The organism is Frateuria sp. GZRe12 (genome assembly GCF_051900535.1).
Taxonomy (GTDB): domain Bacteria; phylum Pseudomonadota; class Gammaproteobacteria; order Xanthomonadales; family Rhodanobacteraceae; genus Frateuria_A.
The window spans coordinates 74,997-100,498 of record NZ_JBHZGI010000007.1; the positions used below are offsets into that span (position 1 = coordinate 74,997).

Annotated in this window: 26 protein-coding genes and 1 tRNA gene; 17 read left to right on the forward strand and 10 right to left on the reverse strand. The window is 69.2% G+C overall.

Annotation, left to right across the window (positions count from 1 at the left end; genetic code table 11):
• The first annotated feature begins 80 nt into the window (after window positions 1-80).
• Window positions 81-3,560, forward strand: coding sequence for a two-component regulator propeller domain-containing protein (locus tag ACFWZ4_RS14660; protein ID WP_439705413.1), 3,480 nt, complete (start codon window positions 81-83; stop codon window positions 3,558-3,560).
• A 66-nt stretch (window positions 3,561-3,626) separates the two neighbouring features.
• Here ACFWZ4_RS14660 and ACFWZ4_RS14665 read toward each other — a convergent pair.
• From ACFWZ4_RS14665 to ftsY, 5 genes are all read right to left on the reverse strand, one after another.
• Window positions 3,627-3,702 (reverse strand) — tRNA-Phe (locus tag ACFWZ4_RS14665).
• Window positions 3,703-3,771: 69 nt separating this feature from the next.
• Window positions 3,772-4,047: an oxidative damage protection protein gene (locus ACFWZ4_RS14670; protein ID WP_439705414.1), complete on the reverse strand. Its 276-nt coding sequence runs from the start codon at window positions 4,045-4,047 to the stop codon at window positions 3,772-3,774.
• Window positions 4,048-4,191: 144 nt separating this feature from the next.
• Complete coding sequence (mutY, locus tag ACFWZ4_RS14675; RefSeq protein WP_439705415.1) at window positions 4,192-5,259, reverse strand: A/G-specific adenine glycosylase; 1,068 nt, start codon at window positions 5,257-5,259, stop codon at window positions 4,192-4,194.
• A complete protein-coding gene (locus tag ACFWZ4_RS14680; RefSeq protein WP_439705416.1) occupies window positions 5,256-6,311 on the reverse strand; it encodes an AsmA family protein in 1,056 nt (351 codons plus the stop codon). The genes mutY and ACFWZ4_RS14680 overlap by 4 nt, the downstream gene beginning before the upstream one ends.
• Before the next feature lie 6 nt (window positions 6,312-6,317).
• On the reverse strand, window positions 6,318-7,451 hold the full coding sequence (gene ftsY / locus ACFWZ4_RS14685) for a signal recognition particle-docking protein FtsY (protein ID WP_439705417.1): 1,134 nt from the start codon (window positions 7,449-7,451) through the stop codon (window positions 6,318-6,320).
• Between the two features lie 142 nt (window positions 7,452-7,593).
• On the opposite strand from ftsY, the gene rsmD reads away from it, so the two are divergent.
• The 7 genes from rsmD to ACFWZ4_RS14720 all read left to right on the forward strand — a co-directional run bounded on the left by rsmD (window position 7,594) and on the right by ACFWZ4_RS14720 (window position 13,465).
• On the forward strand, window positions 7,594-8,175 hold the full coding sequence (gene rsmD, locus ACFWZ4_RS14690) for a 16S rRNA (guanine(966)-N(2))-methyltransferase RsmD (RefSeq protein ID WP_439705418.1): 582 nt from the start codon (window positions 7,594-7,596) through the stop codon (window positions 8,173-8,175).
• 27 nt (window positions 8,176-8,202) lie between these two features.
• Complete coding sequence (coaD, locus tag ACFWZ4_RS14695; protein WP_439705419.1) at window positions 8,203-8,703, forward strand: pantetheine-phosphate adenylyltransferase; 501 nt, start codon at window positions 8,203-8,205, stop codon at window positions 8,701-8,703.
• A gap of 77 nt (window positions 8,704-8,780) precedes the next feature.
• Entirely contained in the window at window positions 8,781-9,278 is a 498-nt protein-coding gene (locus tag ACFWZ4_RS14700) for a hypothetical protein (protein ID WP_231323955.1), read from the forward strand.
• 158 nt (window positions 9,279-9,436) lie between these two features.
• Window positions 9,437-9,697 (forward strand): YfhL family 4Fe-4S dicluster ferredoxin, encoded by a 261-nt coding sequence (locus ACFWZ4_RS14705; protein WP_231323957.1) that lies wholly within the window; start codon window positions 9,437-9,439, stop codon window positions 9,695-9,697.
• Complete coding sequence (ggt, locus tag ACFWZ4_RS14710) at window positions 9,694-11,418, forward strand: gamma-glutamyltransferase (RefSeq protein ID WP_439705420.1); 1,725 nt, start codon at window positions 9,694-9,696, stop codon at window positions 11,416-11,418. Before ACFWZ4_RS14705 ends, ggt begins: the two co-directional genes overlap by 4 nt.
• A 149-nt stretch (window positions 11,419-11,567) precedes the next feature.
• Window positions 11,568-12,431: an MBL fold metallo-hydrolase gene (locus ACFWZ4_RS14715; protein ID WP_439705421.1), complete on the forward strand. Its 864-nt coding sequence runs from the start codon at window positions 11,568-11,570 to the stop codon at window positions 12,429-12,431.
• Complete coding sequence (locus ACFWZ4_RS14720; protein WP_439705422.1) at window positions 12,428-13,465, forward strand: TMEM43 family protein; 1,038 nt, start codon at window positions 12,428-12,430, stop codon at window positions 13,463-13,465. The genes ACFWZ4_RS14715 and ACFWZ4_RS14720 overlap by 4 nt, the downstream gene beginning before the upstream one ends.
• Before the next feature lie 202 nt (window positions 13,466-13,667).
• On the opposite strand, the gene ACFWZ4_RS14725 is transcribed toward ACFWZ4_RS14720, so the two are convergent.
• The 5 genes from ACFWZ4_RS14725 to ACFWZ4_RS14745 all read right to left on the reverse strand — a co-directional run bounded on the left by ACFWZ4_RS14725 (window position 13,668) and on the right by ACFWZ4_RS14745 (window position 17,902).
• On the reverse strand, window positions 13,668-14,933 hold the full coding sequence (locus ACFWZ4_RS14725) for an EAL and HDOD domain-containing protein (RefSeq protein WP_439705423.1): 1,266 nt from the start codon (window positions 14,931-14,933) through the stop codon (window positions 13,668-13,670).
• 85 nt (window positions 14,934-15,018) lie between these two features.
• The gene (gene flgN, locus ACFWZ4_RS14730) at window positions 15,019-15,468 is read right to left on the reverse strand and encodes a flagellar export chaperone FlgN (protein ID WP_439705424.1); all 450 of its coding nucleotides are present in this window, start codon (window positions 15,466-15,468) and stop codon (window positions 15,019-15,021) included.
• A 9-nt stretch (window positions 15,469-15,477) separates the two neighbouring features.
• A complete protein-coding gene (flgM, locus tag ACFWZ4_RS14735) occupies window positions 15,478-15,804 on the reverse strand; it encodes a flagellar biosynthesis anti-sigma factor FlgM (RefSeq protein ID WP_439705425.1) in 327 nt (108 codons plus the stop codon).
• Between the two features lie 98 nt (window positions 15,805-15,902).
• The gene (gene flgA / locus ACFWZ4_RS14740) at window positions 15,903-16,598 is read right to left on the reverse strand and encodes a flagellar basal body P-ring formation chaperone FlgA (RefSeq protein WP_439705426.1); all 696 of its coding nucleotides are present in this window, start codon (window positions 16,596-16,598) and stop codon (window positions 15,903-15,905) included.
• Complete coding sequence (locus tag ACFWZ4_RS14745) at window positions 16,598-17,902, reverse strand: methyl-accepting chemotaxis protein (RefSeq protein WP_439705427.1); 1,305 nt, start codon at window positions 17,900-17,902, stop codon at window positions 16,598-16,600. The genes flgA and ACFWZ4_RS14745 overlap by 1 nt, the downstream gene beginning before the upstream one ends.
• Window positions 17,903-18,103: 201 nt before the next feature.
• Here ACFWZ4_RS14745 and ACFWZ4_RS14750 point away from each other — a divergent pair, with 201 nt between their 5' ends.
• The 9 genes from ACFWZ4_RS14750 (at window position 18,104) to ACFWZ4_RS14790 (ending at window position 25,491) form a co-directional block, all read left to right on the forward strand.
• Window positions 18,104-19,033, forward strand: coding sequence for a chemotaxis protein (locus ACFWZ4_RS14750; protein ID WP_439705428.1), 930 nt, complete (start codon window positions 18,104-18,106; stop codon window positions 19,031-19,033).
• Window positions 19,034-19,231: 198 nt separating this feature from the next.
• On the forward strand, window positions 19,232-19,636 hold the full coding sequence (gene flgB / locus ACFWZ4_RS14755; protein ID WP_439705429.1) for a flagellar basal body rod protein FlgB: 405 nt from the start codon (window positions 19,232-19,234) through the stop codon (window positions 19,634-19,636).
• Complete coding sequence (gene flgC / locus ACFWZ4_RS14760; protein ID WP_439705430.1) at window positions 19,636-20,058, forward strand: flagellar basal body rod protein FlgC; 423 nt, start codon at window positions 19,636-19,638, stop codon at window positions 20,056-20,058. The genes flgB and flgC overlap by 1 nt, the downstream gene beginning before the upstream one ends.
• A 9-nt stretch (window positions 20,059-20,067) precedes the next feature.
• Entirely contained in the window at window positions 20,068-20,712 is a 645-nt protein-coding gene (locus tag ACFWZ4_RS14765; protein ID WP_439705431.1) for a flagellar hook assembly protein FlgD, read from the forward strand.
• A gap of 43 nt (window positions 20,713-20,755) precedes the next feature.
• The gene (gene flgE / locus ACFWZ4_RS14770) at window positions 20,756-21,976 is read left to right on the forward strand and encodes a flagellar hook protein FlgE (RefSeq protein WP_439705432.1); all 1,221 of its coding nucleotides are present in this window, start codon (window positions 20,756-20,758) and stop codon (window positions 21,974-21,976) included.
• Between the two features lie 23 nt (window positions 21,977-21,999).
• Complete coding sequence (gene flgF, locus ACFWZ4_RS14775; protein ID WP_439705433.1) at window positions 22,000-22,740, forward strand: flagellar basal-body rod protein FlgF; 741 nt, start codon at window positions 22,000-22,002, stop codon at window positions 22,738-22,740.
• 17 nt (window positions 22,741-22,757) lie between these two features.
• Window positions 22,758-23,543, forward strand: a complete 786-nt coding sequence (gene flgG, locus ACFWZ4_RS14780; RefSeq protein WP_439700108.1) for a flagellar basal-body rod protein FlgG — start codon at window positions 22,758-22,760, stop codon at window positions 23,541-23,543.
• Window positions 23,544-23,554: 11 nt separating this feature from the next.
• Window positions 23,555-24,232, forward strand: coding sequence for a flagellar basal body L-ring protein FlgH (gene flgH / locus ACFWZ4_RS14785; RefSeq protein WP_439705434.1), 678 nt, complete (start codon window positions 23,555-23,557; stop codon window positions 24,230-24,232).
• 191 nt (window positions 24,233-24,423) lie between these two features.
• A complete protein-coding gene (locus ACFWZ4_RS14790) occupies window positions 24,424-25,491 on the forward strand; it encodes a flagellar basal body P-ring protein FlgI (RefSeq protein ID WP_231325881.1) in 1,068 nt (355 codons plus the stop codon).
• The last annotated feature ends 11 nt before the right edge of the window (window positions 25,492-25,502 follow it).

The window sequence follows — 25,502 nt, forward strand, 5'->3', positions numbered from 1 at the left end:
TTGGCTTGCTGCTGGGTGTGCCCGCGACGGGCGCCAGCGTGCCGGCCTCCGCTCCCGCCGGGGCGGCCCCGAACAGGGTCTTGCCGACGCCGCAGTTCCGCCGCTACGGCAGCGCCGATGGCCTGCCCAGCAGCCTGGTCTATACCGCGGTGCAGGCACCGGACGGCACCATGTGGTTCGGCACCAAGAACGGCATCGCGCGTTTCGACGGCGTGGAATTCCGCAATTTCCGCCATGTTTCCGGCGACCCCGATTCACTGGCCGGCAACGGCATCTCCTCGCTGCTGATCGACAAACAGGGACGGTTGTGGGCCGCCGGCCTGGATGCGGGCCTGAACCGGCTGGATGCCGCCAGCGGCAAGTTCAGGCACTGGAAGCACGATCCGGCCGATCCCGGTAGTTTGGTCAGCGAGAAAGTCTGGACGCTGGCGCAGACGGCCGATGGCAGCCTCTGGGTGGGCACCCGCTTCGGGCTGGACCGCATGCGCGCGGATGGCAGCTTCGAGCACGTCGTCAATCCCTTGCTCGGTCCGGCGCCGACGGACTTCGGCGAAGTGGCCGCGCTTTACGTCGATCCCCATCAGCGCCTGTGGGCCAGCAGCGCCCATGGCCTGTTCCGCCGCGATGCCGACGGCAGCTGGCACCAGGTGCTCCCGGCCGACCCGGCGCAGACGGTCGACGCCTGGCGCATCGACGGCAACGGGGAAGAGGTGCGAGTCGCCACCGTGCGCGGGCTGCTGGTGATCGGGGCCGACGGCCGCGCGCACCGTTTCGTCCGCGACGCCCTGCCGGACACCAACGTGATGGTCAGCACCCGCGACCACGCCGGACGTTTGTGGATCGGCACCCAGCGGGGCCTGTTCCTGCAGGAACGGCCGGACGGTCCGGTCCTGCCGGTGATGAACCGCCCCGTGCTCTACGGCAACCTGCCCGGCACCTGGGTGTGGCAGCTTTACGTCGACCGCGAAGGCGGCCTGTGGGTAACCACGCTGGACGGTGGCGTGGCTTATCTGGCGCCGGGCTGGTACAGCTTCAGCCGCTACACGCACGTACCGGACAATCCGGCCAGCCTGCGCGATTCGGTGGCAACCACCATGGCGCGCGGCCGCGATGGCCGGCACATCTGGGTCGGCGAGCGCGACGGGCGTGTGGACCGGCTCGATCCGTACACCGGCGCAGTCGAACACGTGCTGTCCGACCTGCACGGCGACGTGCTCGGCATGACCGAAGGCGAGGGCGGCCGCCTGTGGGTCGCGGTGCAGGGGACGCTCTACCGCACCCAGGGCTCGCACGCCGTCGCGGTCGACCCAGAAGGCCAGATGTTCCGTCGCCCGCTGGAGGTCGAACCCGGCCCGGACCATCGCCTGTACGTACGCACTTTCCGCGAAGGCCTTTTCCGCGTGGATCCGGACACGCTCGCCGTGAGCCGCGTGCCGATGCACCAGGCCGACGACAAGATGCTGTGGGGCGCGCAGATGACGCTCGACGACCGTGGCACGTTCTACTACGCCAGCGAAGGCGGGCTGATGCAGCTCGATCCCACGCACAGCTTCTTCGAGCCGGTACCGGGCGGTCCCACCGGCATCTCGGTGGAAGCTTTCAGCTTCTCCCCCGATGGCCTCTGGCTGGCCACGCCAGACGGCCTGGAGCAGTACCGCTACCACGACAAAGGACTGGCGCTGGTGCGCCACGTGGACATGGCGCATGGCTGGCCCTCGGTCGGCGCGGTCGACATGCGCGTGGATGCGCGGGGGCGGGTGTGGATCTTCGGTACCGATGGTCTGTGGCGCTTCGATCCGGATTCGGGCCGCTTCCGTTCCTTCGGCTTGCAGGATGGCCTTAGCAACACCGAATTCTTCCGCGGGTTCGCCTTGATGCCCGACGGCAACCTCTATGCGCCGACGCTCGGCGGCGTGGTCGCCTTCAATCCCGATCGCGTGTGCGAACAGGCCACCGTGCCGCAGCTGGCGCTGACTCGCGTGCGGGTTCGTCGACATGGCCAGTTGACCGACCTTCCGCTGGGCCCGGGCCCGGTCGAGGTGGACTGGCGCGACCGCGAGCTGGGCGTGGAGGCGCGGGTGTTTTCCTTCGTCGATCCGTCCGCCAACCGCTACCGCTTCCGGCTCGACGGCCTGGACAGTGGCTGGGTCGACGTCGATAGCCGTGGCGAGCGCGATTTCGCCGGACTGGCCGCGGGCGATTACACCTTGCGCGTGATGGCGGTCGGCGCCGGAGGCGCCTGGGCGCACCTTGCCGCGCCGCTGCGCATCCGCGTCGAGGCGCCGCCGTGGGCTCGCTGGTGGGCCTGGCTGACCTACGCGATCACCCTGGGGCTGGTCGTGTGGACGGCGCTGCGGGTGTGGCGCCGGCGCATCGCGCAGCGCCATCGCATCGCACTGTCCGAGCAGCAGCGCTGCCTGGCCGAGGAAGCCAGCGCGGCCAAGACCCAGTTCCTGGCCACCCTGAGCCACGAGATCCGCACGCCGATGACCGGCGTGATGGGCATGGCCGAACTGCTGCTGACCACGCCGCTCAAACCCGAGCAGCGCGACTACACCCTGGCCATGCAGCGCTCCGGCGGGATGCTTCTCAAGCTGCTCAACGACGCGCTCGACCTTGCGCGCATCGAGGCCGGCCGGCTCGATCTCGAACTCGCGCCGTTCGATCCGCGCCAGCTGGTCGAAGACGTGGCGCAACTGCAGCTGGGCCATGCCCAGGCCAAGCGCCTCTCGCTCGCCGTGGAGCTGGCCGACGACCTGCCGCCCAAGGTCGTTGGCGACGCCGTGCGCATCAAGCAGGTGCTGCTCAACCTCACCCACAACGCACTGAAGTTCACCGAATACGGCAGCGTGAAGCTGTGCGCGCAGCGCTATGCCGACGGCCTGGTCTTCAGCATCGCCGACACCGGTCCCGGCATTCCCGACGCGGCGCAGGCACGCCTGTTCCAGCGCTTCGAACAGGTCGACGGTCCGCAGCGACGCGCCGGCAGCGGCCTGGGACTGGCGATATGCCGCGAGCTGGTCGGCATGATGGGCGGCGATATCGAACTGGAGTCGCGCGTGGCCCAGGGCACGACCTTCCGCGTGCGCCTGCCGTTGCAACCGCCCGAAGGCGCCGTCGGCGCGATCGCCGCCGCGCACGCACCGATCGGCCGCTCGCTGCACGTGCTGCTGGTGGAAGACGACGCCATCGTCGCGGCTGTGATCCGCGGCCAGCTCGAACGCCAGCGCCACCGCGTCTGCTACGTCGCCAACGGCCTGGGCGCGCTCGCCGAACTGGACCAGTCGCGCTTCGACGCGATGCTGCTGGACCTGGACCTCCCCGGCGTCGACGGCTTCCAGGTCGCGCGCCTGATCCGCCAGCGCGAAGAACCGGGCCTGCGCATTCCCATCGTCGCCGTCACCGCCCGCTCCGGCGGTGACGAGGAGGCGCGTGCACGCGAAGCGGGGATGGATGCGTTCCTGCGCAAGCCGTTCAGCGGCGAGGATTTGGCGGAATTGTTCGTCGAACTCGTGCCGCAATCGGACGTGCCTGCAACCACGGCGATCGATCCGGCCTGATCAGGTAGACAAGTGCCGGGGAACAAAAAAACCCGCAGGCATGACCTGCGGGCTTTTTTGTTTTGCTGGTGGCCGGGGACGGAATCGAACCGCCGACACGGGGATTTTCAATCCCCTGCTCTACCAACTGAGCTACCCGGCCGGGAAGAGGTTCCACGCATGGATGCGTGCTACGTGGAGCCGCGCATTTAAGCGGATGCGAACGCGGGCGTCAAGGCTCGCCGGGGGCGACGTAGCCGGCGGGTTGGGCCACCTCGCCGCCGAAGAAGTACTTCTCCATCTGCTCGCCGAGGAACTGGCGGGTCTTCGCTTCCAGCGGATTCAGGCGGTATTCGTTGATGAGCATGGTCTGGTGGGCGAGCCATTGCTGCCACGCCTGCCGCGAGACGTTTTCGTAGACGCGCTGGCCGAGCGGGCCGGGCCAGGGGGCGAAGTCGAGGCCTTCGGCGTCGATGCCGAGTTTGGTGCAGTGGACGGTGCGGGACATGTGCTTTTCCGGTGTTGCTCAGATGTCGTTCGCGCTGAGCGTAGCTTGCGCGGCAAGCGGAGTCGAAGCGTACGCGATGTGGCGCTCTTTCGACCTCGTCCTGCGGCCTTGCCCAGGACGAACGATTTTCGGTGGTGCGGCTCACTACGAGCGTTGTGGTTCGTGCGCCAGCGATTCCAGCAAGGTGCGCACCGGGGCGGGCAGGCCAAGGTCTGGCCATGCGTCGCGGGCGTACCAGCGCAGTCCCGCATTATCGGCGATGGCGGGGTGGGCTGTCGCGCCGTCGAACAGCAGCGGCTCGATGTTGAGGCGGTAGTGGCTGAAGACGTGGACGAAGGGCGTGAGCGGCTGCGCGTCGTCCAGTTGCGCGTGGGTCTGCGCCAGGCGCCAGGCCGCGTCGTGGTCGGCGGCCTCGGGCAGGCTCCACAGGCCCGACCACACGCCGGTCGGGCCGCGCCGTTCGAGCAGCACGCAACCTTGCGCATCGCGCAGTACCAGCATCGTCGTGGCGCGCGTGGGCAGCGTCCTGCCGGGTTTGGCTGTAGGCAGTTGCGCAGTGCGGCCGTCGCGACGGGCGACGCAGGTTTCGGTCAGCGGGCAGGCCAGGCAGAGCGGGCGCGAGCGGGCGCAGACGGTCGCGCCCAAGTCCATGATGGCCTGCGTGTAGTCGGCGACGCGCTCGTGCGGCGTGTGCGCCTTGGCGCGTTCCCACAACTGCTTCTCGACGGCACTCTGGCCGGGATGGCCTTCTATGCCGTGGTAGCGGGTGAGCACGCGCTTGACGTTGCCGTCCAGGATCGGGAAGCGCAGGCCGTGCGCCTGGGCGAGGATCGCGCCGGCGGTGGAGCGGCCGATGCCCGGCAACGCGGCGAGCGCGTCGAAGTCGCGCGGCAGTTCGCCGTCGTGGCGTTCCACGCACAGCTGCGCGGCGCGATGCAGGAATCGTGCGCGGCGGTAGTAGCCCAGGCCGGACCACAAGGCGAGGACGCGGTCTTCGTCCGCGGCGGCGAGGTCGGGCAGGGTGGGCAGCGCGTCGGTGAAGCGCAGGAAATAGGGGATGACGGTGGCGACCTGGGTCTGCTGCAGCATCACTTCGGACAGCCATACGCGGTAGGCGTCACGGCGTCCGTCCGTGGCCGCCTGCCAAGGCAGGTCGTGGCGGCCGTGGCGGTCGAACCAGGGCAGCAGGTCGGCGGCGAGGGTGGAACTCATCGGGCGTCGCTGCTGGCCGATGCCGCGGGCGTGCCGGCGCTCGATGCCGCGGCGGGCGTGAGTTCCAGTTGCAGGCCTTCGACGTGTACGCCGGCCACGTCCAGCGTGGCCGCATCCACGCGGCCACTGCCGGGTGGCACGCCGAGCCGCGGACCTTCCTCGTCGCCGATATGCGACCACCAGCGCGCCACGCCCAGTGGCGGCAAACGCAGGTCGAGATGGTTGCCGGGGCCGTCGAGCTTGAGCGCCAGCAGCAGCGGGTCACTCTGGTTAGCCGGGGTCAGCTGCAGCGAGATGTCGTAGCGGCCGGCGTCGGCCTGGTCGAGGGATCCGGCGAGCGTGGCCGCGGCATCGGCGGCGCCGTGCCAGTGCGCCTCGCCAGTCAGATCCATCGCCAGCGTGACGCCACGTGTGAAGTCCAGATCGATGTCGTTGAGCTGCAGCGCGTTGCCCTGGATGCGTGGCGTGGCGGTCAGGCGTAACTGCATCGGCGTGCCGCCGGCATCCTTGGCCGAGATCACCAGCGGGAACGGCTGGCCGGAAAGCAGGTGGCCGGCATCGAGCGAGAAGTCGCGCAGCAGCAGCTGGTTGCCGCTGACGATCGTGCCGCGCGCGATACGCACGCCGGTGTCGATGCGCGGGATGTTGGGCGCGCCGGCGCCGCCGGAAGGCAGACTGGACAGCCAGGCCTGCAGTGCATCCAGGTCCACGCGCGGCGCGTCGATCTCCAGCCGCGAGATCACCGTCGGTCCGCCGAACAGCGTGCTCCAGGGCAACGCGAGCCGACCGTTGGCGGCCAGCAGGATCGGCATGCTGGCGCCCTGCGCGGTGAGCGTGAGCCCTTCCAGCTCAAGCGCCGGCCGCGGGAACAGGGTGGGACTGGCCGGGTTGGCCAGGCTCAGTTCCAGCCCGGCCTGGTGCGCCTGTTCCTGCAGCATGGCGGTGAAGCGCTCCGGCTGCAGCAGCAGGTAGACAGTCACCAGCGACGCGACCAGGCCGGCAACGAGGATGCCGGCGAGGCTGAGCAGCGCGATGCGCAGGCGCCGCGTCATAGCCGCTCAGGCTCGGGCCAGCGTGGCCGGCAGCAGGCCGTCGACGAAGGCGCGCGCGTCGAACTGGCGCAGGTCCGTGGCGCTCTCGCCCAGGCCGACGAAGCGGATCGGCAGGCCGAACTCGCGTGCCAGCGCGAACATCACGCCACCCTTGGCGGTGCCGTCCAGTTTTGTCACCACTAGGCCGGTCACGCCCACGATCTGCTGGAACTGGCGCAGCTGGCTGATCGCGTTCTGGCCGGTGGTGCCGTCGATCACCATCAGCACCTCGTGCGGTGCGTCGGGGTCGATCTTCTTGAGTACGCGGGCGATCTTGGACAACTCGTCCATCAGCCCGCCCTGGGTGTGCAGGCGGCCGGCGGTGTCGGCGATCAGCACGTCGGCGCTGCGCGAGCGGGCCGCCTGCAGCGCATCGAAGATCACGCTGGCCGAATCGGCGTCCTGGCCCTGCGCGATCACCGGGACGTTGTTGCGTTCGCCCCAGGTCTTCAGCTGCGCCACGGCGGCAGCTCGGAAGGTGTCGCCCGCGGCGAGCAGCACCTGGCGACCTTCATCGCGCCAGCGGCGTGCGAGCTTGCCGATCGTCGTGGTCTTGCCCACGCCGTTGATGCCCACGGTCAGCACCACGAACGGCTTGCGACCGGCGATCTCGAGCGGTTGCTCCACCGGCACCAGCATCGCCACCAATGCCTCGCGCAGCGCCGCCAGCAGTGCGTCGGCATCGGCGAACTCGCGCTTGTGCATGCGCTTGCGAAGGCCCTCGACCAGCGTGGTGCTGGCTTCCACGCCGACGTCGGCAGTGATCAGCAGGGTTTCGAGGTCGTCGAGCAGGTCGTCGTCGAGCTTGGGGTGGCGTACGAACAGCGAGCTCAAGCCCTTGGCGAAGCCGCTGCCGGAAAGGCGCTCGCGCCAACCGCGCTTGGTCGGAGCGGGCTCCGGAGCGGTCGCTGGGGGCGGCGGTTCGTCGACGATCGCCGGCTCGGCGGGGGCGAGTTCGGCGCGGGCTTCGTCCAGCACCGGGCTGGCGTTGTCCATGGCGGCGGCGTCGGTGGTGTGCTCGTCGGCCGGTGGCGTCTGGCCTTGCTCGGCCGGTTGCTCCGAAGTCGTTTCGGTGGGTTTCTTCTTCCAGAATTTGAGCATTGCGGCGGCGTTTCCAAGACAATGCGCGGATGCTATCACCCGCTACCAGACTGGCCGCTGAGGGCCACCCGCACCTGCGTTTTCGCTGCGCGGGAACGATTTTCGCCGCGTGTAGGACGGCGCGCGCGCACAGGGTGCGCTCATGCAGGGGAATGCGGGCGTGACGGGCCGCATCCGCATCATCGGTGGCCGCTTGCGCAATTCGCGCCTGGATGTGCCCGAGCTGCCCGGGCTGCGGCCGACGCCGGAGCGCGTGCGCGAGACGCTGTTCAACTGGCTGGCGCCGGTCATCGGAGGCGTGCAGGCGTTGGACCTGTGCGCCGGCACCGGGGCGCTCGGGATCGAGGCGCTCTCGCGCGGAGCCGCTTCGGTGCGCTTCGTCGAACGCGACGCCCGCGCGGCCAAGGCCCTGCGCGAGAACCTGGCGCGGCTGAAGACGGAGGGCACGGTGACCGTTGCCGATGCGGCGGCTTTCCTGGAGGGCGCGCCCGTTGCGTTCGGACTGGTGTTCCTGGACCCGCCGTTCGCCGCGGACCTGTGGACGCTGCTCGCGCAGCGGCTGGAGACGGGGGGCTGGTTGACCGCGCAGGCCTGGATCTACGTCGAGTCCCCACGCGATCAGGTAACTTCGCTGCCGTCCAACTGGGCACTGCACCGCGAGGGCCGGGCGGGCGAAGTGCGCCATGCGCTCTATCGCCGCTGCGCGGAGCTTCCGTTAAGCTAATCGCCACCTTTGCGCCGCAGCCCCCACGTGAACAAAGTTCCGGTGAACAAGCGCCTGGCCGTGTATCCGGGCACCTTCGACCCGATCACCAACGGCCATGCCGACCTGGTGTCGCGCGCCGCGCCGCTGTTCGAGCGCGTGGTGGTGGCGGTGGCGGAGAGTTCCGGCAAAGGCCCGGGCTTCAGCCTGGACGAGCGCATCACGCTGGCGCGACTGGCGCTGGCCGACCTCCCGAACGTGGAGGTGCGCGGGTTCAACTGCCTGCTGGCCGATTTCGTCGGCGAGGTGGGCGCGGGGGTGATCATCCGCGGCCTGCGCGCGGTGTCCGACTTCGAATACGAGTTCCAGCTGGCGAGCATGAATCGCCATCTGATCCCGCAGGCGGAGACGCTGTTCCTCACGCCCGCGGAGCAGTACAGCTTCATTTCCTCCTCGCTGGTGCGCGAGATCGGTCGCCTTGGTGGCGACATCTCCAGTTTCGTGCATCCGGCGGTCCAACAGGCCATGCGGCAGCGCTGGCGCAAGTAAGGATGTCCCGCTCCATTTGACGCACCCTGCGTAGAATGGATCAGGACATCTTCGAATCCACTCACAGGGAGACACCCATGCGTAAGTTCCTGATCGCCGCAACCCTCGTCCTCGCCGGCACCCTGGCCCTGTCCGCCTGCAACAACCAGGACGAGAGCCAGCAGAACACCCAGCAGGCTGCCGCTCCCAAGCCGACCAACCCGAACGATGCCCAGGCGTGGAACGCCTACCTGGGCCAGATCGTGCAGAACAACATGCAGGGCATGACCGCCGAGCGTCCGTACGCCTACCTGGTGCCGGCCGGTGACGACGAGGACGCCAAGGCCAAGTACGACCGCCAGCTGACGAACGTGCAGGACGTCATCGCCCGCGGCGTGCTGCCGGGCAACCTGCTGGCCTTCGCCGGCCCGAACTCGGCCAAGACCGCCGATTTCATCATCGCCGCCTTCGCAGGCGCCAAGCCCGGTACCTTCAAGGACGTGATCGTGCTGTTCATCGGCGACCAGGCGGACAAGGACCGTGTGACGACCGCGCTGCAGGCGACCGGTGCGACGGTGCGCTTCGTCGCCATGTAAGCAGCTCGCGCGAACGCGCTCGATGCGCCCGCGATGCCGGAAGGCATCGCGGGCGTTTTCGTTTGCGGGCTCCCGTGGGTGGGCTGGAGTCCACCCGCGCTTGCCGCGGGAACGTATCGCCCGGGTAAGGATGGTCGCTCCGCGCTACCATTGACGCCATGTCCCTGAAGATCCTCGACACCTGCGTCAACTGCGACGTCTGCGAGCCCGCGTGCCCCAACAAGGCAATCTCGATGGGCGAGGACTACTACATCATCGATCCGGCCCTGTGCACCGAGTGCGTGGGCCATCACGACGAGCCGCAATGCATGGTCGTCTGCCCTGTCGAGTGCATCATCATCGATGCCGACCTGGGCGAGACGCGCGAGCAGCTCGAACTGAAATACCGCCAGTTGATGGCCAAGGAGACCACGGCATGAGTTTGTCCCCGCGTTGGCGAGTCCTTTTGCTGAGCCTGCTGCTGACCAGTACCGCCGCCTTCGCAACGGACCCGCCCGCCCGGGCGACGCCTGCCAGTTCCGCCCCCGCGCTGGCGCAGAAACCTGGCCACGCCGCCATCGCCAGCGCCAACTTCCTGGCCACCAACGCCGGGCTGGACGTGCTCGCCAAGGGTGGCAACGCGTTCGACGCGGCCGTGGCGGTGGCTTCCACGCTGTCGGTCGTCGAGCCGGAGAGCTCGGGGCTGGGCGGCGGTTTCATGGCCGTGCTGCGGCGGGCCTCGGATGGGCGCGAGGTGTTCATCGATGCGCGCGAGGTCGCGCCGGCGGCGGTCGATCCGAAGGATTACGTCAATGCGGATGGCTCGCCCAACCGCGACGCCGCGCTGACCGGCCCGCTCTCGGCGGGCATCCCCGGTGAACCGGCGGGCCTGGCCTGGTTGTCCGCGCACTACGGCAAACTGCCGCTGTCAGCCTCGCTGGCCCCGGCGATCCGCACCGCGCGCGACGGCTTCCAACCCGACAGCCGCCTGCGCAACGCCATCGCCGAGCGCGCCGACGACCTCAAGCGCTGGCCAGCCTCGGCCGCCAAGTATCTCGTCGACGGCAAGACCCCGGCGGAGGGCGTGATCTGGCGCGACCCCGACCAGGCGCGCACCCTCGAGATCCTCGCCCGGCAGGGCCGTGACGGTTTCTACCAGGGTGAGGTGGCGAAGAAGCTGGTGGCCGCCGTGCGCGCGGCCGGCGGCAACTGGTCCGAGGCGGACCTGGCTGGCTACCGCGTCAAGGAACGCGCGCCGATCAGCGTCGACTATCGCGGCTACCGCATCGTCACCGCGCCGCCGCCGTCTTCCGGGGGCGTGGCGATCGCCGAGATCCTCAACATCCTGCGCGGCGTGGACATGGACAAGCTCGACCGCGCCCATCGCGTGCATTACGTGGTGGAGGCGATGCGTCGTGCCTTCCGCGACCACAACGATTACCTCGGCGACCCGGACTTCGTGAAGATGCCGCTGGACATGCTGCTGTCGCCGTACTACGCCGACGGCCTGCGCCAGAGCATCCTGCCCGATCGCGCCACGCCTTCCTCGATGCTGCCGCACACCGGCGCATCCGATCCGGGCCCGCACACCACGCATTTCTCGATCATCGACAAGGACGGCAACATGATCGCCGTCACCTCGACGGTGAACTACACGCTCGGTTCCACCTTCGTCGCCGCCGGCACCGGCATCCTGCTCAACGACGAGATGGACGACTTCGCGCTGGTGCCCGGCAAGCCCAATGTGTACGGCCTGCTCGGCAGCGCGGCCAATGCGCCGGTCGGCGGCAAGCGAATGCTCTCCTCGATGTCGCCCAGCCTGGTCATCGGGCCCGACCGCACCGCCGTCATCGGCTCGCCCGGCGGTTCCACCATCATCACCCAGGTGCTCGAAGGCATCCTCGCCTTCATCGACGGCAAGGACGCGGGCGCCATCGTGGCGCAGAAGCGCTTCCACCATCAGTTCATGCCCGACCGCGTGGACGTGGAGCAGGGCGTGTTCGACCCGGCCACCGCGCGCGAGCTCGAGTGCATGGGCTACACCCTGCACCCGCGCGATCCCTGGGGCTTCATGAACGTGGTGACCTGGGACCATCGCAGCAATACGCTGCAGGCGGCCAGCGATCCGCGGCGGCCTTCGGGCCTGGGCAAGGTGCAGTAGGAGCCTGCGCCGGCGGCGCGGCCAAGGGCGACCCCCGTCGCACCGTTGCGCGCGCCGGCCGCGTGTCCCAGAGTCGCGGCGCAGTGCGGGGAGACAGCCCCGGTCCCCCTGCGTAAAATCGGGCCATTCTTTGACAGGGGCGACGTGTCATGCAGCTGTGGTCCCTTGAGGGCAACACCCAGAAACTCGACGGCGGCGCGATGTTCGGCAACGCGCCGCGGGCCATGTGGGCGCGCTGGATCGAGCCGGACGCGGAAAACCGTATCCCGCTGGCCTGCCGCTGCCTGCTGGTGAAAGACCTGGACGGCCGCAACGTGCTGTTCGAAACCGGCATCGGCGCCTTCTTCGAGCCAAAGCTGCGCGAGCGCTACGGCGTGGTCGAGGACCGCCACGTGCTGCTGGAGTCGCTGGCCCAGGCTGGTCTTTCCCACGAGGACATCGACGCGGTCGTACTCTCGCACCTGCACTTCGACCACGCCGGCGGCCTGCTGGCGCCATGGACCGAGGGCCAGCCGCCGCGCCTGCTGTTCCCCAACGCCACCTTCCTGGTCGGTGCCGAACACTGGCGCCGCGCGCAGTCGCCGCACCCGCGCGACCGCGCCTCGTTCATTCCGGAACTGGCCGGGCTGCTGGAGGCCAGCGGTCGGCTGGAACTGGTCGAAGGGCCGTATTCGAAGGCGCTGGGCAAGTCGGTGCGCTTCCATTTCTCCGACGGCCATACCCCGGGGCTGATGCTGGCCGAAGTCGGTGGCGTGGTGTTCTGCGCCGACCTGATCCCCGGTCGCCCGTGGGTGCACCTGCCAATCACCATGGGCTACGACCGCGCGCCGGAAACCCTGATCGATGAGAAGCGCGCGTTCCTCGAAGACAAGCTCGCCCGGGGCGTGCGGCTGTTCTTCACCCACGACCACGCCTGCGCGCTGGCCCAGGTGACCCGCGACGACCGCGGCCGCTTCGGCACGACCGCGGAAAAGGCGAGCCTGCACGGCGAACCTGCCGGGGCGGTGGGGTGAGGCGGCCACTGCGCGTCGGCACGCGGGCCTTGCTGCTGCGCGGCGGCGGCGCGGTGCTGCTCATCGCCGGCCTGGGGCTGGCGGCGGTCACCGAGCGCGGCCTGCTGGTCCATCATCTGGCCGCCGTGCGCCACGGTGGCGACGTGGTCCAGGCGGGCTCGCGCGGGCCGCAGCCGGGGCAACACGGCAGCATGGTGCTGGTCTCGGGCACACCCGAAGTGATCGAGGCGCCGCACGACGCGGACTTCAACCTCACCGTACCCACGCCGCTGCTGTCCCGCCGCGTGGAGATGTTCCAGTGGCGGGAGGTGCACGTGGGCAGCGACGTGCATTACGAGCTGGACTGGTCGGACGAATTGCAGGACACCGGCAAGTTCGAGCAACCACGGGGACACGCCAACCCCGGGACGATGCCGCTGCGCAGCCAGCGATTCATGGCGGGGAAGGTGCAGGTGGGCGGCTTCACGCTGGGGCCGTTGCTGCTGCGCGCGCTGCCGGGCACGCAGGTGGTGGCCCCGGATCCCTCGCGCCTGCCGGCGAACCTGGCCGCCAGCTTCAGCCTGTACCACGATTACCTCACCACCAGCGTCGATCCCGGTTCGCCGCGGCTGGGCGACGTGCGGGTGAGCTGGCAGGCGGTGCCGGTGCAGCCGGTGACGATCTTCGCCCGCGTGGATGGCGACCGGCTGGTGCGCGCCAGCCAGGCGGACGACCAGGGTTTCCAGGTGCAGGTGGGCGAGCGTTCGCTCAGCGACGTGCTGCCCGATGTGCCCGATCCACCGGAATTCACCCTCGCCCGCCGTGCTGGCGCGATCCTGCTTGCCGCGCTGGGCGCCTTCCTGCTGCTGTGGGAGCGTAGACGGCACATCGGCGACGTGGCGCTGGCGCTGGCGGTGGGCGTGACGGCGATCGGCGCGGTGTCCTGTGCTTCCTGGCTCGGCGGGGAGTGGTCGCCCGTGCTGAGCTGGCTCGCCGTGACGGCAGCTGGCGTGCTGGTGGTGGTCGTGCTCCACCGGCGGATGGCCAGGGTCTGATTCCGGGCGGTATTTCCTGTTGCGGCTGACGTTTGGTCAGCCGCTGCGCCCCAAGGCTCACCTGTTGGCACCCTCTCCCGGCGGGAGAGGGGTTTGAACGAGTCGTCCCGGGGACGCCTTCGACTCGGGCGCCGCACGCCCCTGTTCGGTGCGGACGGGATTTACGCGCGCGGATCCAGCGTAAACGGAAGTCGAAGTCCCGTTACGCCGCGGCGGCTGGCGCCTTGGGCTCGGCGAAGGCATAGACCTGGTCCGCCCACTGGGTGGCTTCCAGGTAGATGCCGGCCATGCGCTGGATCTGCGCGGGCTGGGCCTGGACGCTCAGGTGGCCGGCTTCCCAGGCGTGGATCTGCTCCAGCAGCGGACCAAACGGGCCGCGGTTGCCGATCAGCGCCTCGCGGATCTCCGGCACCAGCGGCAGTTGCTCCAGCACGAACTCCATCGGCGCGCACATCAGCGTGTCCAGCAGCGAGAACAGGCCGACGGTGAAGGCCATTTCCTTCTGCGGACGGGGCATGTGCGAGGCCAGCTGTTCGCACATGTGCGCGCGGATCAGCGCGGTGCGCAGCAGTTCCGGCGGACGGTCGTCCATGCCGCCGAGCGACATGGTGTAGATCCAGTTGCGCATGCGGGTGACGCCGAAGAAGATCGCCGCCTGCTGCACGGACTTCAGCTGCTTGGGAAGGCCGAAATAGGCCGAGTTCACGCAGCTCAGCAGCTTGTACGAAAGGATCGCGTCGTTGCGGATGATGTCGCCCAGTTCCACCGGACCGGGGCTGTTTTCCTGCAACTCGCGCATCAGGCGCAGCATCGACAGGCGGTTGGCCGAAAGCACCGGCACTTCCACCTGGTCGGGGATCAGCAGGTAACGGCCCTGGATCGCCTGCAGCGGCAGCTCCAGGCAGCGGTGGTAGGTGGCGTGGTCGTCGACGTGGCCGGCGATCACCCAGATGCCGCGTTCGTGCAGGTACTGGGCGCGCTCGCGCAGCTGCTCGGGCGTCAGTGCCCGGGCGTCCAGCCGCACGAACTGCACGATCTGAAGAAGCGACTCGAAGGCGACCGATCCGTGAAGATCGATGGCGCCGGCGTCCAACATCAACAGGCAGCCGCGCTGGGCCATCTTGTTGAGCCGGTCCATCAGCTCGGCGTCATCGGCCATCGCCGGCTGCAGCACCACGCCGAAGCGCGGCTGGTGCAGCAGGACGTCGGTCTGGTCCAGCAGCAGTTCGCGCGAGAGGGTGAGGAAAGTGCGGTTGCCGCGCACCAGGCGGGTGAGCGCGCCATCGGCCAGGGTCGAGAGCACGCGCTGCATCAGCGTCTGCTCGTCGCCGGCGTGGCGGTGGAACATGACTTCGTAGGCGAACAGCTCGCGTTTCTGGTCCAGCATCGGCACCCGTACCACCGGCAGCGGGATGTCGCGGTTGCCGGCAAGGCGGGACTGGGCGGAAGCGGTGGCGGTATCGCTCATGTCTTGATCTGCTCGCGGGCTATCCCGCCTGGGGTGGATCGCCACCGGCCTTGCGGCGCGGTGTCCGTAAGGCTCTCTCTTTCGGTCAGACCGAGCCCAGGTGGTGCGAGCGCAAGGCCGTGCGCACTTCGCCACCGGGTCCGTACACACTGCGCACGTCGCCGCCCTGGCCGCTCAGCACGGCCAGCGCCTCGCGCACCTGCGCCAGCCGCTGGCTGACCAGGCTGCCGTTGCGCTGGTTCATTTCCTGGCACCCGCGGATCACCTCGAGTACGTCGCGCCAGCGCGGTTCGACCCGGGCGGCTGCGCTCGGCTCGAGCTTGAGCATCTGCACGCGTTCGGCATCGAGCTCTTCCAGCCGCTGCATCAGCGCCTGCTTGCGTGCGCCGGCGCGGTCCAGCGCGGCCGCGTCGGCGGCGACGAGCGCGTCGCGTTCGGCGACCAGCGAGGCGGAAAGCTCGGTGGCGGCCCGATGCAGGTCCTCCACCACCGCGTCCAGCGCGGCCTCGAGCTCGTGGTGCAGCAGCTTGCCCATGGCGTTCGGTTACGGCTTCGCCGGTCCGGCGATCTGCGCGTCGAGCGCGATCATCTTGTCGGCGATGGCGGCCGGATTGACCTGGTAGCTGCCATCGGCGATCGCCTGGCGGATCTTCTCCACCCGCTTGGTATCGATCGCGGCCTGGCCGTCCACCTTGGCGGCGTCCTGCAGCGCGCGCGCCGAGTCGGTCAGGCGGACGCTGTCGTCCTTGCCCGACACGGTGGCGGGGGCGTCGGTCGCGGCATTGCCGTTGCCGGCCGCCGTGCCGTTGGCCTGGTTGCCCGGTGCCTGGGGCAGGAGCGGCAAGCCGTTGTTGGAAATGGTCGTGTTCATCGGTCCTTCTCGAGTCGGTTAGGCCCTGTCCCTTGGGGAATCGGCCGGGCTGGAGAAAACTTTAGTGTCTTGGGGAACATGGATTTTCGGCGACCGTTCTAAGGTAACGCCACGACCACGCCGGGGCCGCGCACGATGGCGTCCACGACGCGGCCGGAGCTGCCGTTGCGCACCCGCAGGCGGGCGCCCGAGTCGCCGCTGCCCAGGGCCACGCCCTCGGCGCGCACCGCGATCCCGTCCAGTTCGGCGAGCAATTGCACGTGATCGCCCGCGCGCACGGTCTGCCGTCCGCCCAGCGCCCCGGGGGTAAGCACGTTGCCGGAGGCGACCGGGCGCGACAGGCTGCGCTCGGCGACCTGGTCGAGGCTGGCGACATAACCGTAGGGCAGGCGGGTGACGTCGCGCTCCTCGGCGTGCACGTCGGTCGCCACGATGCCGTCGCCACGGATCAGCGGGCGATTGGCCACCAGTACCTGGCGCCAGACTTTCAGCGTCACCGGCACGCGCAGGGTCCAGCCATCCGCGACCGGGCAGCGCATCACGACGCTCAGCCTGGGCGTCATGCGCAGTCCGCCGGGGAGGCTGGCGGCCAGTGGCACGGCACAGTCGGCGACGTGCAGGCGCGGATCCAGCGCTTCGGACTTCACCTCGACCCGGCTACCGGGCGCGGCGTACTGCTGTGCGACGAAGCGTTCGGCCTGGGCGCGCAGATCCGCTTCCGACAGCGGCGCGGCAAGGGCCGGCAGGGCCGTCCCGAGCAGCGCGAGCAGCAGGCAGCGGCGCGCCAGGGTCATCAGGCGGTAGCCAGCAACGCGGCGAGGTGGGTGACTACCGCCTCGCGTTCGGACTCCAGCTGCTGGCTCAGCTGCTGGGCCTGTTCGATCTGTCCATTGCAGAGCAGGCCGACGAAGGCGTTGCCATGCTCGGACAGCCGCGCGCCCGCCTCGCTGAGCGCGCTGGCGGCCGGCTGGTCCGGATGTTGCGCGGCGAGCCGGCGCACGGTGCGCTCCAGCGCATCGGTGTCGAACCAGCGCCGGTCCAGCGCGCCCGGTTCGAGCAGCGCCAGCTCGGTTGCCTGGCGCAGACCCTGCGCCGATTCGCGCACCGCGAGGCTCAGGCTGGCGGGGTCGTTACCGGCTTCCTGTTCCAGCCAGCCGAGCGCCAGGCGATGGGCCAGCAACGCGGCGCGGCTGAGCGCCTCGCTCTGCCGGCGCGCCTCGGTACTGCGCCTCTGCAACGCGCCGAGCGCCGCCTGCGCCGCGGCGGCGCGGGCCTGCTGCACGTCCTGGCCCTGCCGAAGCTGCGCGACCTTCTCGCTGGCGCTGGAAAGCGCCTCGGCGCTCCTGCCCATGGCGCTGTTGGCCTGGCTGACGCCGGACTGTGCGTGCTCCAGGCGCTGCATGCCCTGCTGCACGTCCACGTCCAACTGGCGGGAGAAATCCCCGATGGAGCCGGTGACCGTCTCGATCTCGGTGGTGGCCTGGGTGGTCTTTTCGGCCAGTTGCTTGACCTCGTCGGCGACCACCGCGAAACCGCGGCCAGCTTCGCCCGCGCGGGCGGCCTCGATGGCAGCGTTCAGCGCGACCAGATTGGTCTGGTGGGCGATCTCCTGCACCGCGCCGGTGAGCTTGCGGATCTGCCCGACCTGCTCGGCCAGGCGCGCCTGGTTGCGGTTCATCGCCGACAGCGCGCTGCGCAGGAGGCGCAACTGGCCATCCAGCTCGCTCACGCCGGCGCTGCCGGTCTGGCGGGCCTGCTCGACCTGCGCCAAGCCGTTGGCGACCTGCTGCAGGGCCGTCGAGATTCCGGCGCTGGCGTCCGTCAAGCGGCCGACGCCATCGCGGCTTTCCTGGGTGGCCTTGTCCAGCGCGGACTGCTCGCGCCCCAGGACCTGCGCGGCGGCCAGCACCAGTCCCTGCTGCTCCAGGGTCTGCAGCGCCAGCGCGGACGGCTGGCCGGCGTCGAGACGGGCCAGCAGCGGGGCCAGCGCGCGGGCGACCGCCGGATGCTGGTTCGACAACTGTTCGAGGCGGGCCTCGTCGCCAGCGGCGGCCGCTTGGACCAGCGCGGCCAGGGACTGGCTACGGATCAGGCTCATGTGGATTGCGGTTCCTGCGGATGAATGTTCAGGACATCGTCTGGATGCGTCGAAACTTGAACAAGCAATGCATGTGCCACCGGCGCTTGTGCGCGTCATCCGGAAAAACATGGCGCAGCCGGGCGGTTGCGGGCCGAACCTCAAGAGCCGGGCCAGGCCGCCGATACGCAGGGGCTAGTCCTTACTTTGCTGGAGACACGCATGGCCGGCGCGCTGCTGGAAAACGTCGAACGCCAGACCCGCCTGGCCGGGCACAACCGGGTGGCGATGCTGCTGTTCCGGCTGGGCGATGCGCAGCTGTTCGGCATCAACGTGTTCAAGGTGCGCGAGGTTCTGCGCCGCCCGCCACTGGAACGCATGCCGGGCGCACACGCGCTGATCGCCGGTAGCTGCGACTACCGCGGGCAGACCATCCCGGTCATCGACCTGGCCGCCGCGCTGGGTTATCCGGCGCTGGTCGACGAGCCGTCCGCGCACCTGATGGTCACCGAGTTCAGCCGCACGGTGCAGGGCTTCCTGGTATCCGATCTGAAGAACATGGTCCATTGCGAGGGCGAGTCGCTGGTCGCGCCCAGTCCCGCGCTGGGCTTCGGCCCGCGCGTCAACGCGGTGACCCGGATCAACGGCGCGCTGGTGGCGGTAGTGGACGTGGAACACGTGCTGGCGAGCATCGACGGCGCGCCGGGCGAGCTGTCCACCCAGATGCAGCGCGCTGCCGGCGCCCACACGCTGCGCCCGCGCCGCGTGCTGGTGGCGGACGATTCGGTGGTCGCGCGCCGCCGCCTGATCAGCATCTTCCAGCAGATGAACATCGAGTGCGTGGTGGCCCAGGACGGCCGCGAGGCGCTCGATCGGCTGAACGAGCTGGCCGCGGCACCGCCGGGGGAGGGCGTCAACCTGGTGGTATCGGACATCGAGATGCCGCGGCTGGACGGTTATGCGCTGACCCGCGCGATCCGCGAGACACCCACATTGCGGCGGCTCAAGGTCGTACTGCACAGCTCGCTGAGCGGCCTGTTCAACGAGGCGATGGTGCGCGAGGTCAACGCCGACCGCTTCATCGCCAAGTTCCAGCCGGACCTGCTGGCCCAGGCGGTGATCGACCTGCTGCCCGAGGAAGACCTCGCGTAGGGTCCGTCAGGCCTGCGCTTCCGGCGGCCTGATGGCGCGCAAAAGCCCGCCCTGAAGGGCCGTCGGAAAACCGACTCCGCGGCGGAGGCGACATCCCGCCGCCCCGCGTAAAGCCAGCCACGGCAAGGCTTTGCGCCCCCATGGCACACAACTTGCCTCAAGCCCCGTGCGGACGAATCGACCGCGCGGAGGCAAGCGATGAGCCAACCCATCGACAACCTGTTCGGCATGCACACCGGCGCGCTCGCGCTGTGGCAGCGCCGTACCGAGGTGCTGGCCAGCAACCTGGCCAACGCCGACACGCCCGGCTACCTCGCCCGCGACGTCGACTTCCGCAAGGCACTGGCCGCCGCCGGCGGCAATAACGACGGCAGCCTGCCGCTGGCCGCGCCGACCCAGGGCCAGATCGATCCGGTGGCGCAGGCGCGCGACACGCTGTCCTACCGCGTGCCGACCCAGCCGAGCATGGACGGCAACACCGTCGACGCACAGCAGGAGCAGGCCGCCTTCGCCGCCAACAGCGTCCACTACCAGGCAAGCATGGCCTTCATCACCGCGCAGATCCGCATGCTGCGGACCGCCATCACCGGAGGCCAGGGCTGATGTCGCTGTTCAACATCTTCAACGTCGCCGGCTCCGGCATGGCGGCGCAGTCCACCCGGCTCAACACCGTGGCCAGCAACCTGGCCAACGCCGACAGCGTGGCGAGTACGCCCGATGCCGCCTACCGCGCCAAGGAGCCGCTGTTCGCCGCGATCCGCAACGGCCTGGACGGCCAGCCGGCCGAAGCCGGCAGCGAGGGCGTCAAGGTGCTCGGCGTCACCGAGAGTCCGAATGCCATCACCAGCCGCTACGAGCCGGGCAACCCGCTGGCCGATGCCGACGGCTACGTCTACCAGAGCAACGTCAACCCGGTGGACGAGCTGGTCAACATGATTTCCGCCTCGCGTTCGTACCAGAACAACGTCGAGGTGATGAACACCGCGCGCCAGCTGATGCAGAAGACGCTGGACCTCGGGAAATAAGGAACGGCCATGAGCGACCTCGCGATCAATTCCAGCAATGCCGCCGGTGCCGCCGGGGCACTTGGCCAGACCAAGACCCTAAGCCAGGCCGACTTCCTGAGCCTCTTGATCCAGCAGATGCGCAACCAGGATCCGACCCAGCCGATGGATTCCTCGCAGATGGTGAGCCAGCTGGCACAGATCAACCAGGTCTCGGCCACGCAGAACCTGCAGACCTCCTTCGACGCGCTGTCGCAGTCGATGCAGGGCAACCAGTTGCTGCAGGCCTCCAGCATGGTAGGGCGCAACGTGACCGTGCCTTCGGCGGTCGGGCGCCTGCAGGGCGGCAGTCTCGATGGCGCGGTGAACGTGCCCGATGGCGGCGGCCGCACGCTGGTGCAGATCGTGGACAACGCCGGCGACGTGGTGCGCACGATCGACCTGGGCACGCAGACCGCGGGCCTTGCCGACTTCCACTGGGACGGCACCGGGAACGACGGCCAGCCGCTGCCCCCGGGCACCTACGGACTGGCCGCGCAGACCGGCAATACCGCGGTGGCCACCTATGTCACCGGCAAGGTCGCCGGCGTGGGCATGACCGGCGCCGACGGCGCCTACCTGGACGTGGACGGTTTCGGCGGCGTGCTGCTGAGCCAGGTCGCGCGCGTCAACTGACACATCCATTCACGGACATCACACCCGTACAGGGGAAACAACGATGGCTTTCAATATCGCGCTGAGCGGCCTGAACGCGGCTTCCAAGGACCTGGAAGTCACCGCCAACAACATCGCCAACACCGGCACCACCGGCTTCAAGGGCTCGCGCGCCGAGTTCGCCGAGTTGTACAACTCGGCCGGCCGCAACCTCTCGGCGACGTCCATCGGCAGCGGCGTGCGGCTCGCCGACGTGGCGCAGCAATTCGCCGCCGGCAACGTGGAGAACACCGGCAACAGCCTGGACTTCGCCATCAGCGGCGATGGCTTCTTCACCATGCGCGACGGCAAGGGTTACTCCTACACCCGCGCCGGCGCCTTCCAGCAGGACAACAACGGCTACGTGGTCAACGCCAGCGGCCAGCACCTGCAGGTGTTCCCGCCGGCCGGCAATGGCTTCGACACCAGCACGCTGGTCGACCTTCAGATGACGACGGCGCAGAGCGCGGCCAAGGCCACCAGCAACGTGGAGATGTCGCTCAATCTGCCGTCCGACGCGACGGTGCCGACCACCGCGCCGTTCAGCCCGACCGATGCGCTCAGCTACAACCAGGCCACACCGTTCACCGCCTACGATTCGCTCGGCGCCACCCACAACGGCACCGTGTACTACGTCAAGGGCGCGGCGCCGAACAGCTGGAATGCCTACCTGTACGTCGACGGCGTATCCGCCGGCGCGCCGCAGGCGCTCTCCTTCACCAGCAGCGGCGCGCTCGCGACGCCGGCCGGCGGCAAGCTCAACTACCCCGCGCTGTCGGTCAGCCCCGGCGCCGCCCCGATGACGCTGTCGATCGACGTCAACAAGGCCACCCAGTTCGGCAATGCCTACGCGCTGAGCTCGATCAACCAGGACGGCTACCCGAGCGGCACGCTTTCGGGCATCGACGTGTCCAGCGAAGGCGTGGTGCAGGCCAAGTATTCCAACGGCCAGGCCATCTCGCTCGGCCAGCTGGCCCTGGCCAACTTCAACAACCTCAATGGCCTGCGCCAGCTGGACAACACCGGCTGGGCGGCCTCGTTCGACTCGGGCACCGCGACCATGGGCGTGGCCGGGCAGGGCACCTTCGGCGCGGTGCAGTCCGGTGCGCTGGAGGCGTCCAACACCGCCGACCTCACGGCCCAGCTGGTGAACATGATCAAGGCGCAACGCAACTACCAGGCGAACGCGCAGGTGATCTCCACCGACGACAAGCTGACCCAGACCATCATCAACATCCGCAACTGACGCTGACGTCCGAGGCCTAAGCAATGGATCGTTCGCTTTACGTCGCCATGACCGGCGCCACGCAGATGATGCGGGCGCAGACGGAAGTGGCGCACAACCTGGCCAACGCCGACACGGTCGGCTTCAAGGCGCAGATGTCGGCCTTCCAGGCGCTGCCGGTGCAGGGCCCGGGCATGCCCACGCGGATCAACGGCGTGGCGCAGGGCGAGGGCGTGGACCTTCGCGGCGGCGCCGAGATCCAGACCGGCCGTGAGCTCGACGTTGCGGTACAGGGCGACGGATGGCTCGCGGTGCAGGCCGCCGACGGCAGCGAAGCCTACACCCGCGCCGGCAACCTGCAGCTCACCGCCGACGGCCTGCTGACCGATTCGCGCGGCAACCTGGTGCTCGGCGACGGCGGCCCGATCAGCCTGCCGCCGGCCACGCAGGTGAGCATCGGCAACGACGGCACCGTGTCGGTGGTACCGACGGGCCAGGGCCCGGAAACGATCGCCTCGGTCGGCCGCCTGAAACTCGTCAACCCGCCGGCGAACCAGCTCGCGCTGGGCAGCGACGGCCTGATGCACCTGGCCGGCGGCGCCACCGCGCCGAGCGATCCGGCGGTGGGCATCAAATCCGGCGTGCTCGAGTCGAGCAACGTCAACCCGTCGCAGACGCTGGTGCAGATGATCGAGCTCTCGCGCCAGTACGAACTCCAGGTCAAGGCGATCAAGAACGCCGACGACAACGCGCAGTCGGCGACCCGCCTGCTGTCGCTCACCTGATTTACTAGGAGACAACCATGTTCTCTTCCCTGTGGGTCGCCAAGACCGGCCTCGATGCGCAGCAGACGCGCATGGACGTGGTCTCGCACAACCTCGCCAACGCCAACACCACCGGCTTCAAGAGCTCGCGCGCCTCGTTCCAGGACCTGGTCTACCAGAACCTGCGCCAGCCCGGCGGCCAGACCACCGAGCAGACCAACGCCCCGTCCGGCCTGATGCTGGGCACCGGCGTGCGCGTGGTCGGCAACGAGAAGCTGTTCACCCAGGGCAACATCGAGCAGACCGGCAATTCGCTGGACCTGGCGATCCAGGGCCGCGGCTTCCTGCAGGTGACCCAGCCCGACGGCACCATCGCCTACACCCGCGACGGCTCGCTGCACATGGACCAGAACGGCCAGGTGGTCACCGCCAACGGCTACGCGGTCGATCCGGCGATCACCATCCCGGCCAACGCCCAGTCGATCACCATCGGCAGCGACGGCACGGTCAGCATCACGCTGCCCGGCCAGGCCGCGCCGCAGCAGGTCGGCACCGTGCAGCTGGCCGACTTCATCAATCCGGCCGGCCTGCAGCCCAACGGCGACAACCTCTACTTGGAAACCGCCTCGTCGGGCTCGCCGCAGATCGGCCAGCCGGGCCTGAACGGCCTGGGCACGCTGGCGCAGGGCGCGCTGGAAAGCTCGAACGTCAACGTGGTCGAGCAAATGGTCGACATGATCGAGACGCAGCGGACCTACGAGATGAACTCCAAGGCCATCTCCGCCGCCGACCAGATGCTGCAGTTCCTCACCAACAAGACCTGAGCGCGATTGCGATGTCACTGTTCCGCCTCTCCACCGCCGCCCTCGCGCTGGCATTGCTTGCCGGTTGCATGGCCATGCCCGCGCGCGACGACGGCCAGTGGGCGCCGACCCCGCCGATGCAGCCGGAGGTCGCCGCCGCGCCTGCCGACGGCGCGATCTACCACGACAACCAGAACATGGAACTGTTCTCCGATGCGCGCGCGCATCGGGTGGGCGACATCCTCACCATCGTGCTGGTGGAAAGCACCCAGGCCAGCAAGAAGGCCAGCACCAGCACCAGCAAGAAGGACAAGGCCGACGTCGCCGCGCCCACCATCATGGGCAAGGACCTGACCATCAACGGCAACCCGCTGAGCGTGGGGCTGGACAGCGAACGCAACTTCGACGGCAGCGGCTCGTCCAGCCAGTCCAACCAGCTCACCGGCCAGATCACGGTCACCGTGGCGCAGCGGCTGTCCAACGGCAACCTCATCGTGCGCGGCGAGAAGTGGCTGACGATCAACCAGGGCCAGGAGCTGGTGCGCATCGCCGGCATCGTGCGCCCGCAGGACATCGGCCAGGACAACACCGTGCCCTCGACCCGCGTCGCCGACGCGCGCATCAGCTACACCGGCCGCGGCACGCTGGCCGACGCCAACACGCAAGGGTGGCTGTCGCGCTTCTTCAATTCCAAGTGGATGCCGTTCTGATGAAGGCCCAGCTGCCCGTCCCGCCCGAGTCGATGGAGGAAACCCCCGAGGTTTCCGCGATCCCGGCGCTTTCCCCCAACGGCGAGCCGTACGACCACTCGCGCGCCCAGGAAACCCGACGCACCGCGCTCAGCTGCGCACTGCAGCGCTGGCGCAGCTTCGGCCTGCACGTGGTGGCCGCGCTGGTGGCGATGCTCGCCTGTGCGCCGCTGCACGCGGACAAGATCCGCGACCTGGCTTCGGTCGGCGGCGTGCGTTCCAACCAGCTGATCGGCTACGGCCTGGTCGTGGGTCTCGACGGCAGCGGCGACCAGACCACGCAGGCGCCGTTCACCACGCAAAGCCTGGAGAACATGCTCCAGCAGTTCGGCATTACCGTCCCGCCGAACGCGCGCCCGCAGCTCAAGAACGCGGCGGCGGTGACCATCACCGCCGAGCTGCCGCCGTTCGCCAAGCCCGGTCAGGCCATCGACGTCACCGTCGCCTCGATCGGCAACGCCAAGAGCCTGCGTGGCGGCGAACTGCTGATGTCGCCCCTGCGCGGCGCCGACGGCAACGTCTACGCGATCGCGCAGGGCAGCGTGGTGGTCGGCGGCATCAGCGCGCAGGGCAAGAGCGGCTCCAGCGTGCAGGTGAACATTTCCGCCAGCGGCCGCATTCCCAACGGCGCCTCGGTGGAGCGCAGCGTGCCCAGCGCGTTCAGTGGCGCAGGCGACCTGATGCTCAACCTCAACACCCCTGACTTCACCACCGCCGCGCGCGTGGCGCAGGCGGTCAACACCGCCTTCGGCGCGGGCACCGCCACCCCGGTCGACGGCGGCACCATTTCCGTGCGTGGCCCGCAGGATCCGGCGCAGAAAGTCGCCTGGCTCGGCATGATCCAGAACCTGGACGTCACTCCCGGCGATGCCCCGGCGCGCGTGGTGGTCAATTCGCGCACCGGCACCGTGGTGATTGGCTCGGACGTCAAGGTCACCGCCGCCGCGGTGGCGCACGGGGCGATCCAGGTCACCATCAGCGAGCAGCCGCTGGTCAGCCAGCCGCAGCCGTTCTCGCGCGGCCAGACCGCGGTGGTGCCCAGCTCCGACGTGCAGGTCAGCGAGGACGGCGCGCACATGTTCAAGTTCGGCCCGGGCGTGAGCCTGGACACGATCGTGCGCGCGGTGAACCAGGTCGGCGCAGGTCCCAGCGACCTGATCTCGATCCTGCAGGCGCTCAAGCAGGCTGGCGCGCTTCATGCAGAGCTCGTGGTGATCTAGCGACACGCGAC

Excerpts from the sequence above, each read along its gene's own strand:
- flgH (WP_439705434.1), top strand. The coding sequence starts at position 23,555 with ATGTCACTGTTCCGCCTCTCCACCGCCGCCCTCGCGCTGGCATTGCTT.
- flgC (WP_439705430.1), top strand. The coding sequence starts at position 19,636 with ATGTCGCTGTTCAACATCTTCAACGTCGCCGGCTCCGGCATGGCGGCG.
- rsmD (WP_439705418.1), top strand. The coding sequence starts at position 7,594 with ATGCAGGGGAATGCGGGCGTGACGGGCCGCATCCGCATCATCGGTGGC.
- ACFWZ4_RS14700 (WP_231323955.1), top strand. The coding sequence starts at position 8,781 with ATGCGTAAGTTCCTGATCGCCGCAACCCTCGTCCTCGCCGGCACCCTG.
- ggt (WP_439705420.1), top strand. The coding sequence starts at position 9,694 with ATGAGTTTGTCCCCGCGTTGGCGAGTCCTTTTGCTGAGCCTGCTGCTG.
- flgN (WP_439705424.1), bottom strand. The coding sequence starts at position 15,468 with ATGGGCAAGCTGCTGCACCACGAGCTCGAGGCCGCGCTGGACGCGGTG.
- ACFWZ4_RS14745 (WP_439705427.1), bottom strand. The coding sequence starts at position 17,902 with ATGAGCCTGATCCGTAGCCAGTCCCTGGCCGCGCTGGTCCAAGCGGCC.
- flgB (WP_439705429.1), top strand. The coding sequence starts at position 19,232 with ATGAGCCAACCCATCGACAACCTGTTCGGCATGCACACCGGCGCGCTC.
- ACFWZ4_RS14725 (WP_439705423.1), bottom strand. The coding sequence starts at position 14,933 with ATGAGCGATACCGCCACCGCTTCCGCCCAGTCCCGCCTTGCCGGCAAC.
- mutY (WP_439705415.1), bottom strand. The coding sequence starts at position 5,259 with ATGAGTTCCACCCTCGCCGCCGACCTGCTGCCCTGGTTCGACCGCCAC.
- flgM (WP_439705425.1), bottom strand. The coding sequence starts at position 15,804 with ATGAACACGACCATTTCCAACAACGGCTTGCCGCTCCTGCCCCAGGCA.
- ACFWZ4_RS14765 (WP_439705431.1), top strand. The coding sequence starts at position 20,068 with ATGAGCGACCTCGCGATCAATTCCAGCAATGCCGCCGGTGCCGCCGGG.
- ACFWZ4_RS14715 (WP_439705421.1), top strand. The coding sequence starts at position 11,568 with ATGCAGCTGTGGTCCCTTGAGGGCAACACCCAGAAACTCGACGGCGGC.
- flgA (WP_439705426.1), bottom strand. The coding sequence starts at position 16,598 with ATGACCCTGGCGCGCCGCTGCCTGCTGCTCGCGCTGCTCGGGACGGCC.
- ACFWZ4_RS14680 (WP_439705416.1), bottom strand. The coding sequence starts at position 6,311 with ATGACGCGGCGCCTGCGCATCGCGCTGCTCAGCCTCGCCGGCATCCTC.
- ACFWZ4_RS14790 (WP_231325881.1), top strand. The coding sequence starts at position 24,424 with ATGCTCGCCTGTGCGCCGCTGCACGCGGACAAGATCCGCGACCTGGCT.
- flgF (WP_439705433.1), top strand. The coding sequence starts at position 22,000 with ATGGATCGTTCGCTTTACGTCGCCATGACCGGCGCCACGCAGATGATG.
- ftsY (WP_439705417.1), bottom strand. The coding sequence starts at position 7,451 with ATGCTCAAATTCTGGAAGAAGAAACCCACCGAAACGACTTCGGAGCAA.
- ACFWZ4_RS14750 (WP_439705428.1), top strand. The coding sequence starts at position 18,104 with ATGGCCGGCGCGCTGCTGGAAAACGTCGAACGCCAGACCCGCCTGGCC.
- ACFWZ4_RS14670 (WP_439705414.1), bottom strand. The coding sequence starts at position 4,047 with ATGTCCCGCACCGTCCACTGCACCAAACTCGGCATCGACGCCGAAGGC.
- ACFWZ4_RS14705 (WP_231323957.1), top strand. The coding sequence starts at position 9,437 with ATGTCCCTGAAGATCCTCGACACCTGCGTCAACTGCGACGTCTGCGAG.
- flgG (WP_439700108.1), top strand. The coding sequence starts at position 22,758 with ATGTTCTCTTCCCTGTGGGTCGCCAAGACCGGCCTCGATGCGCAGCAG.
- flgE (WP_439705432.1), top strand. The coding sequence starts at position 20,756 with ATGGCTTTCAATATCGCGCTGAGCGGCCTGAACGCGGCTTCCAAGGAC.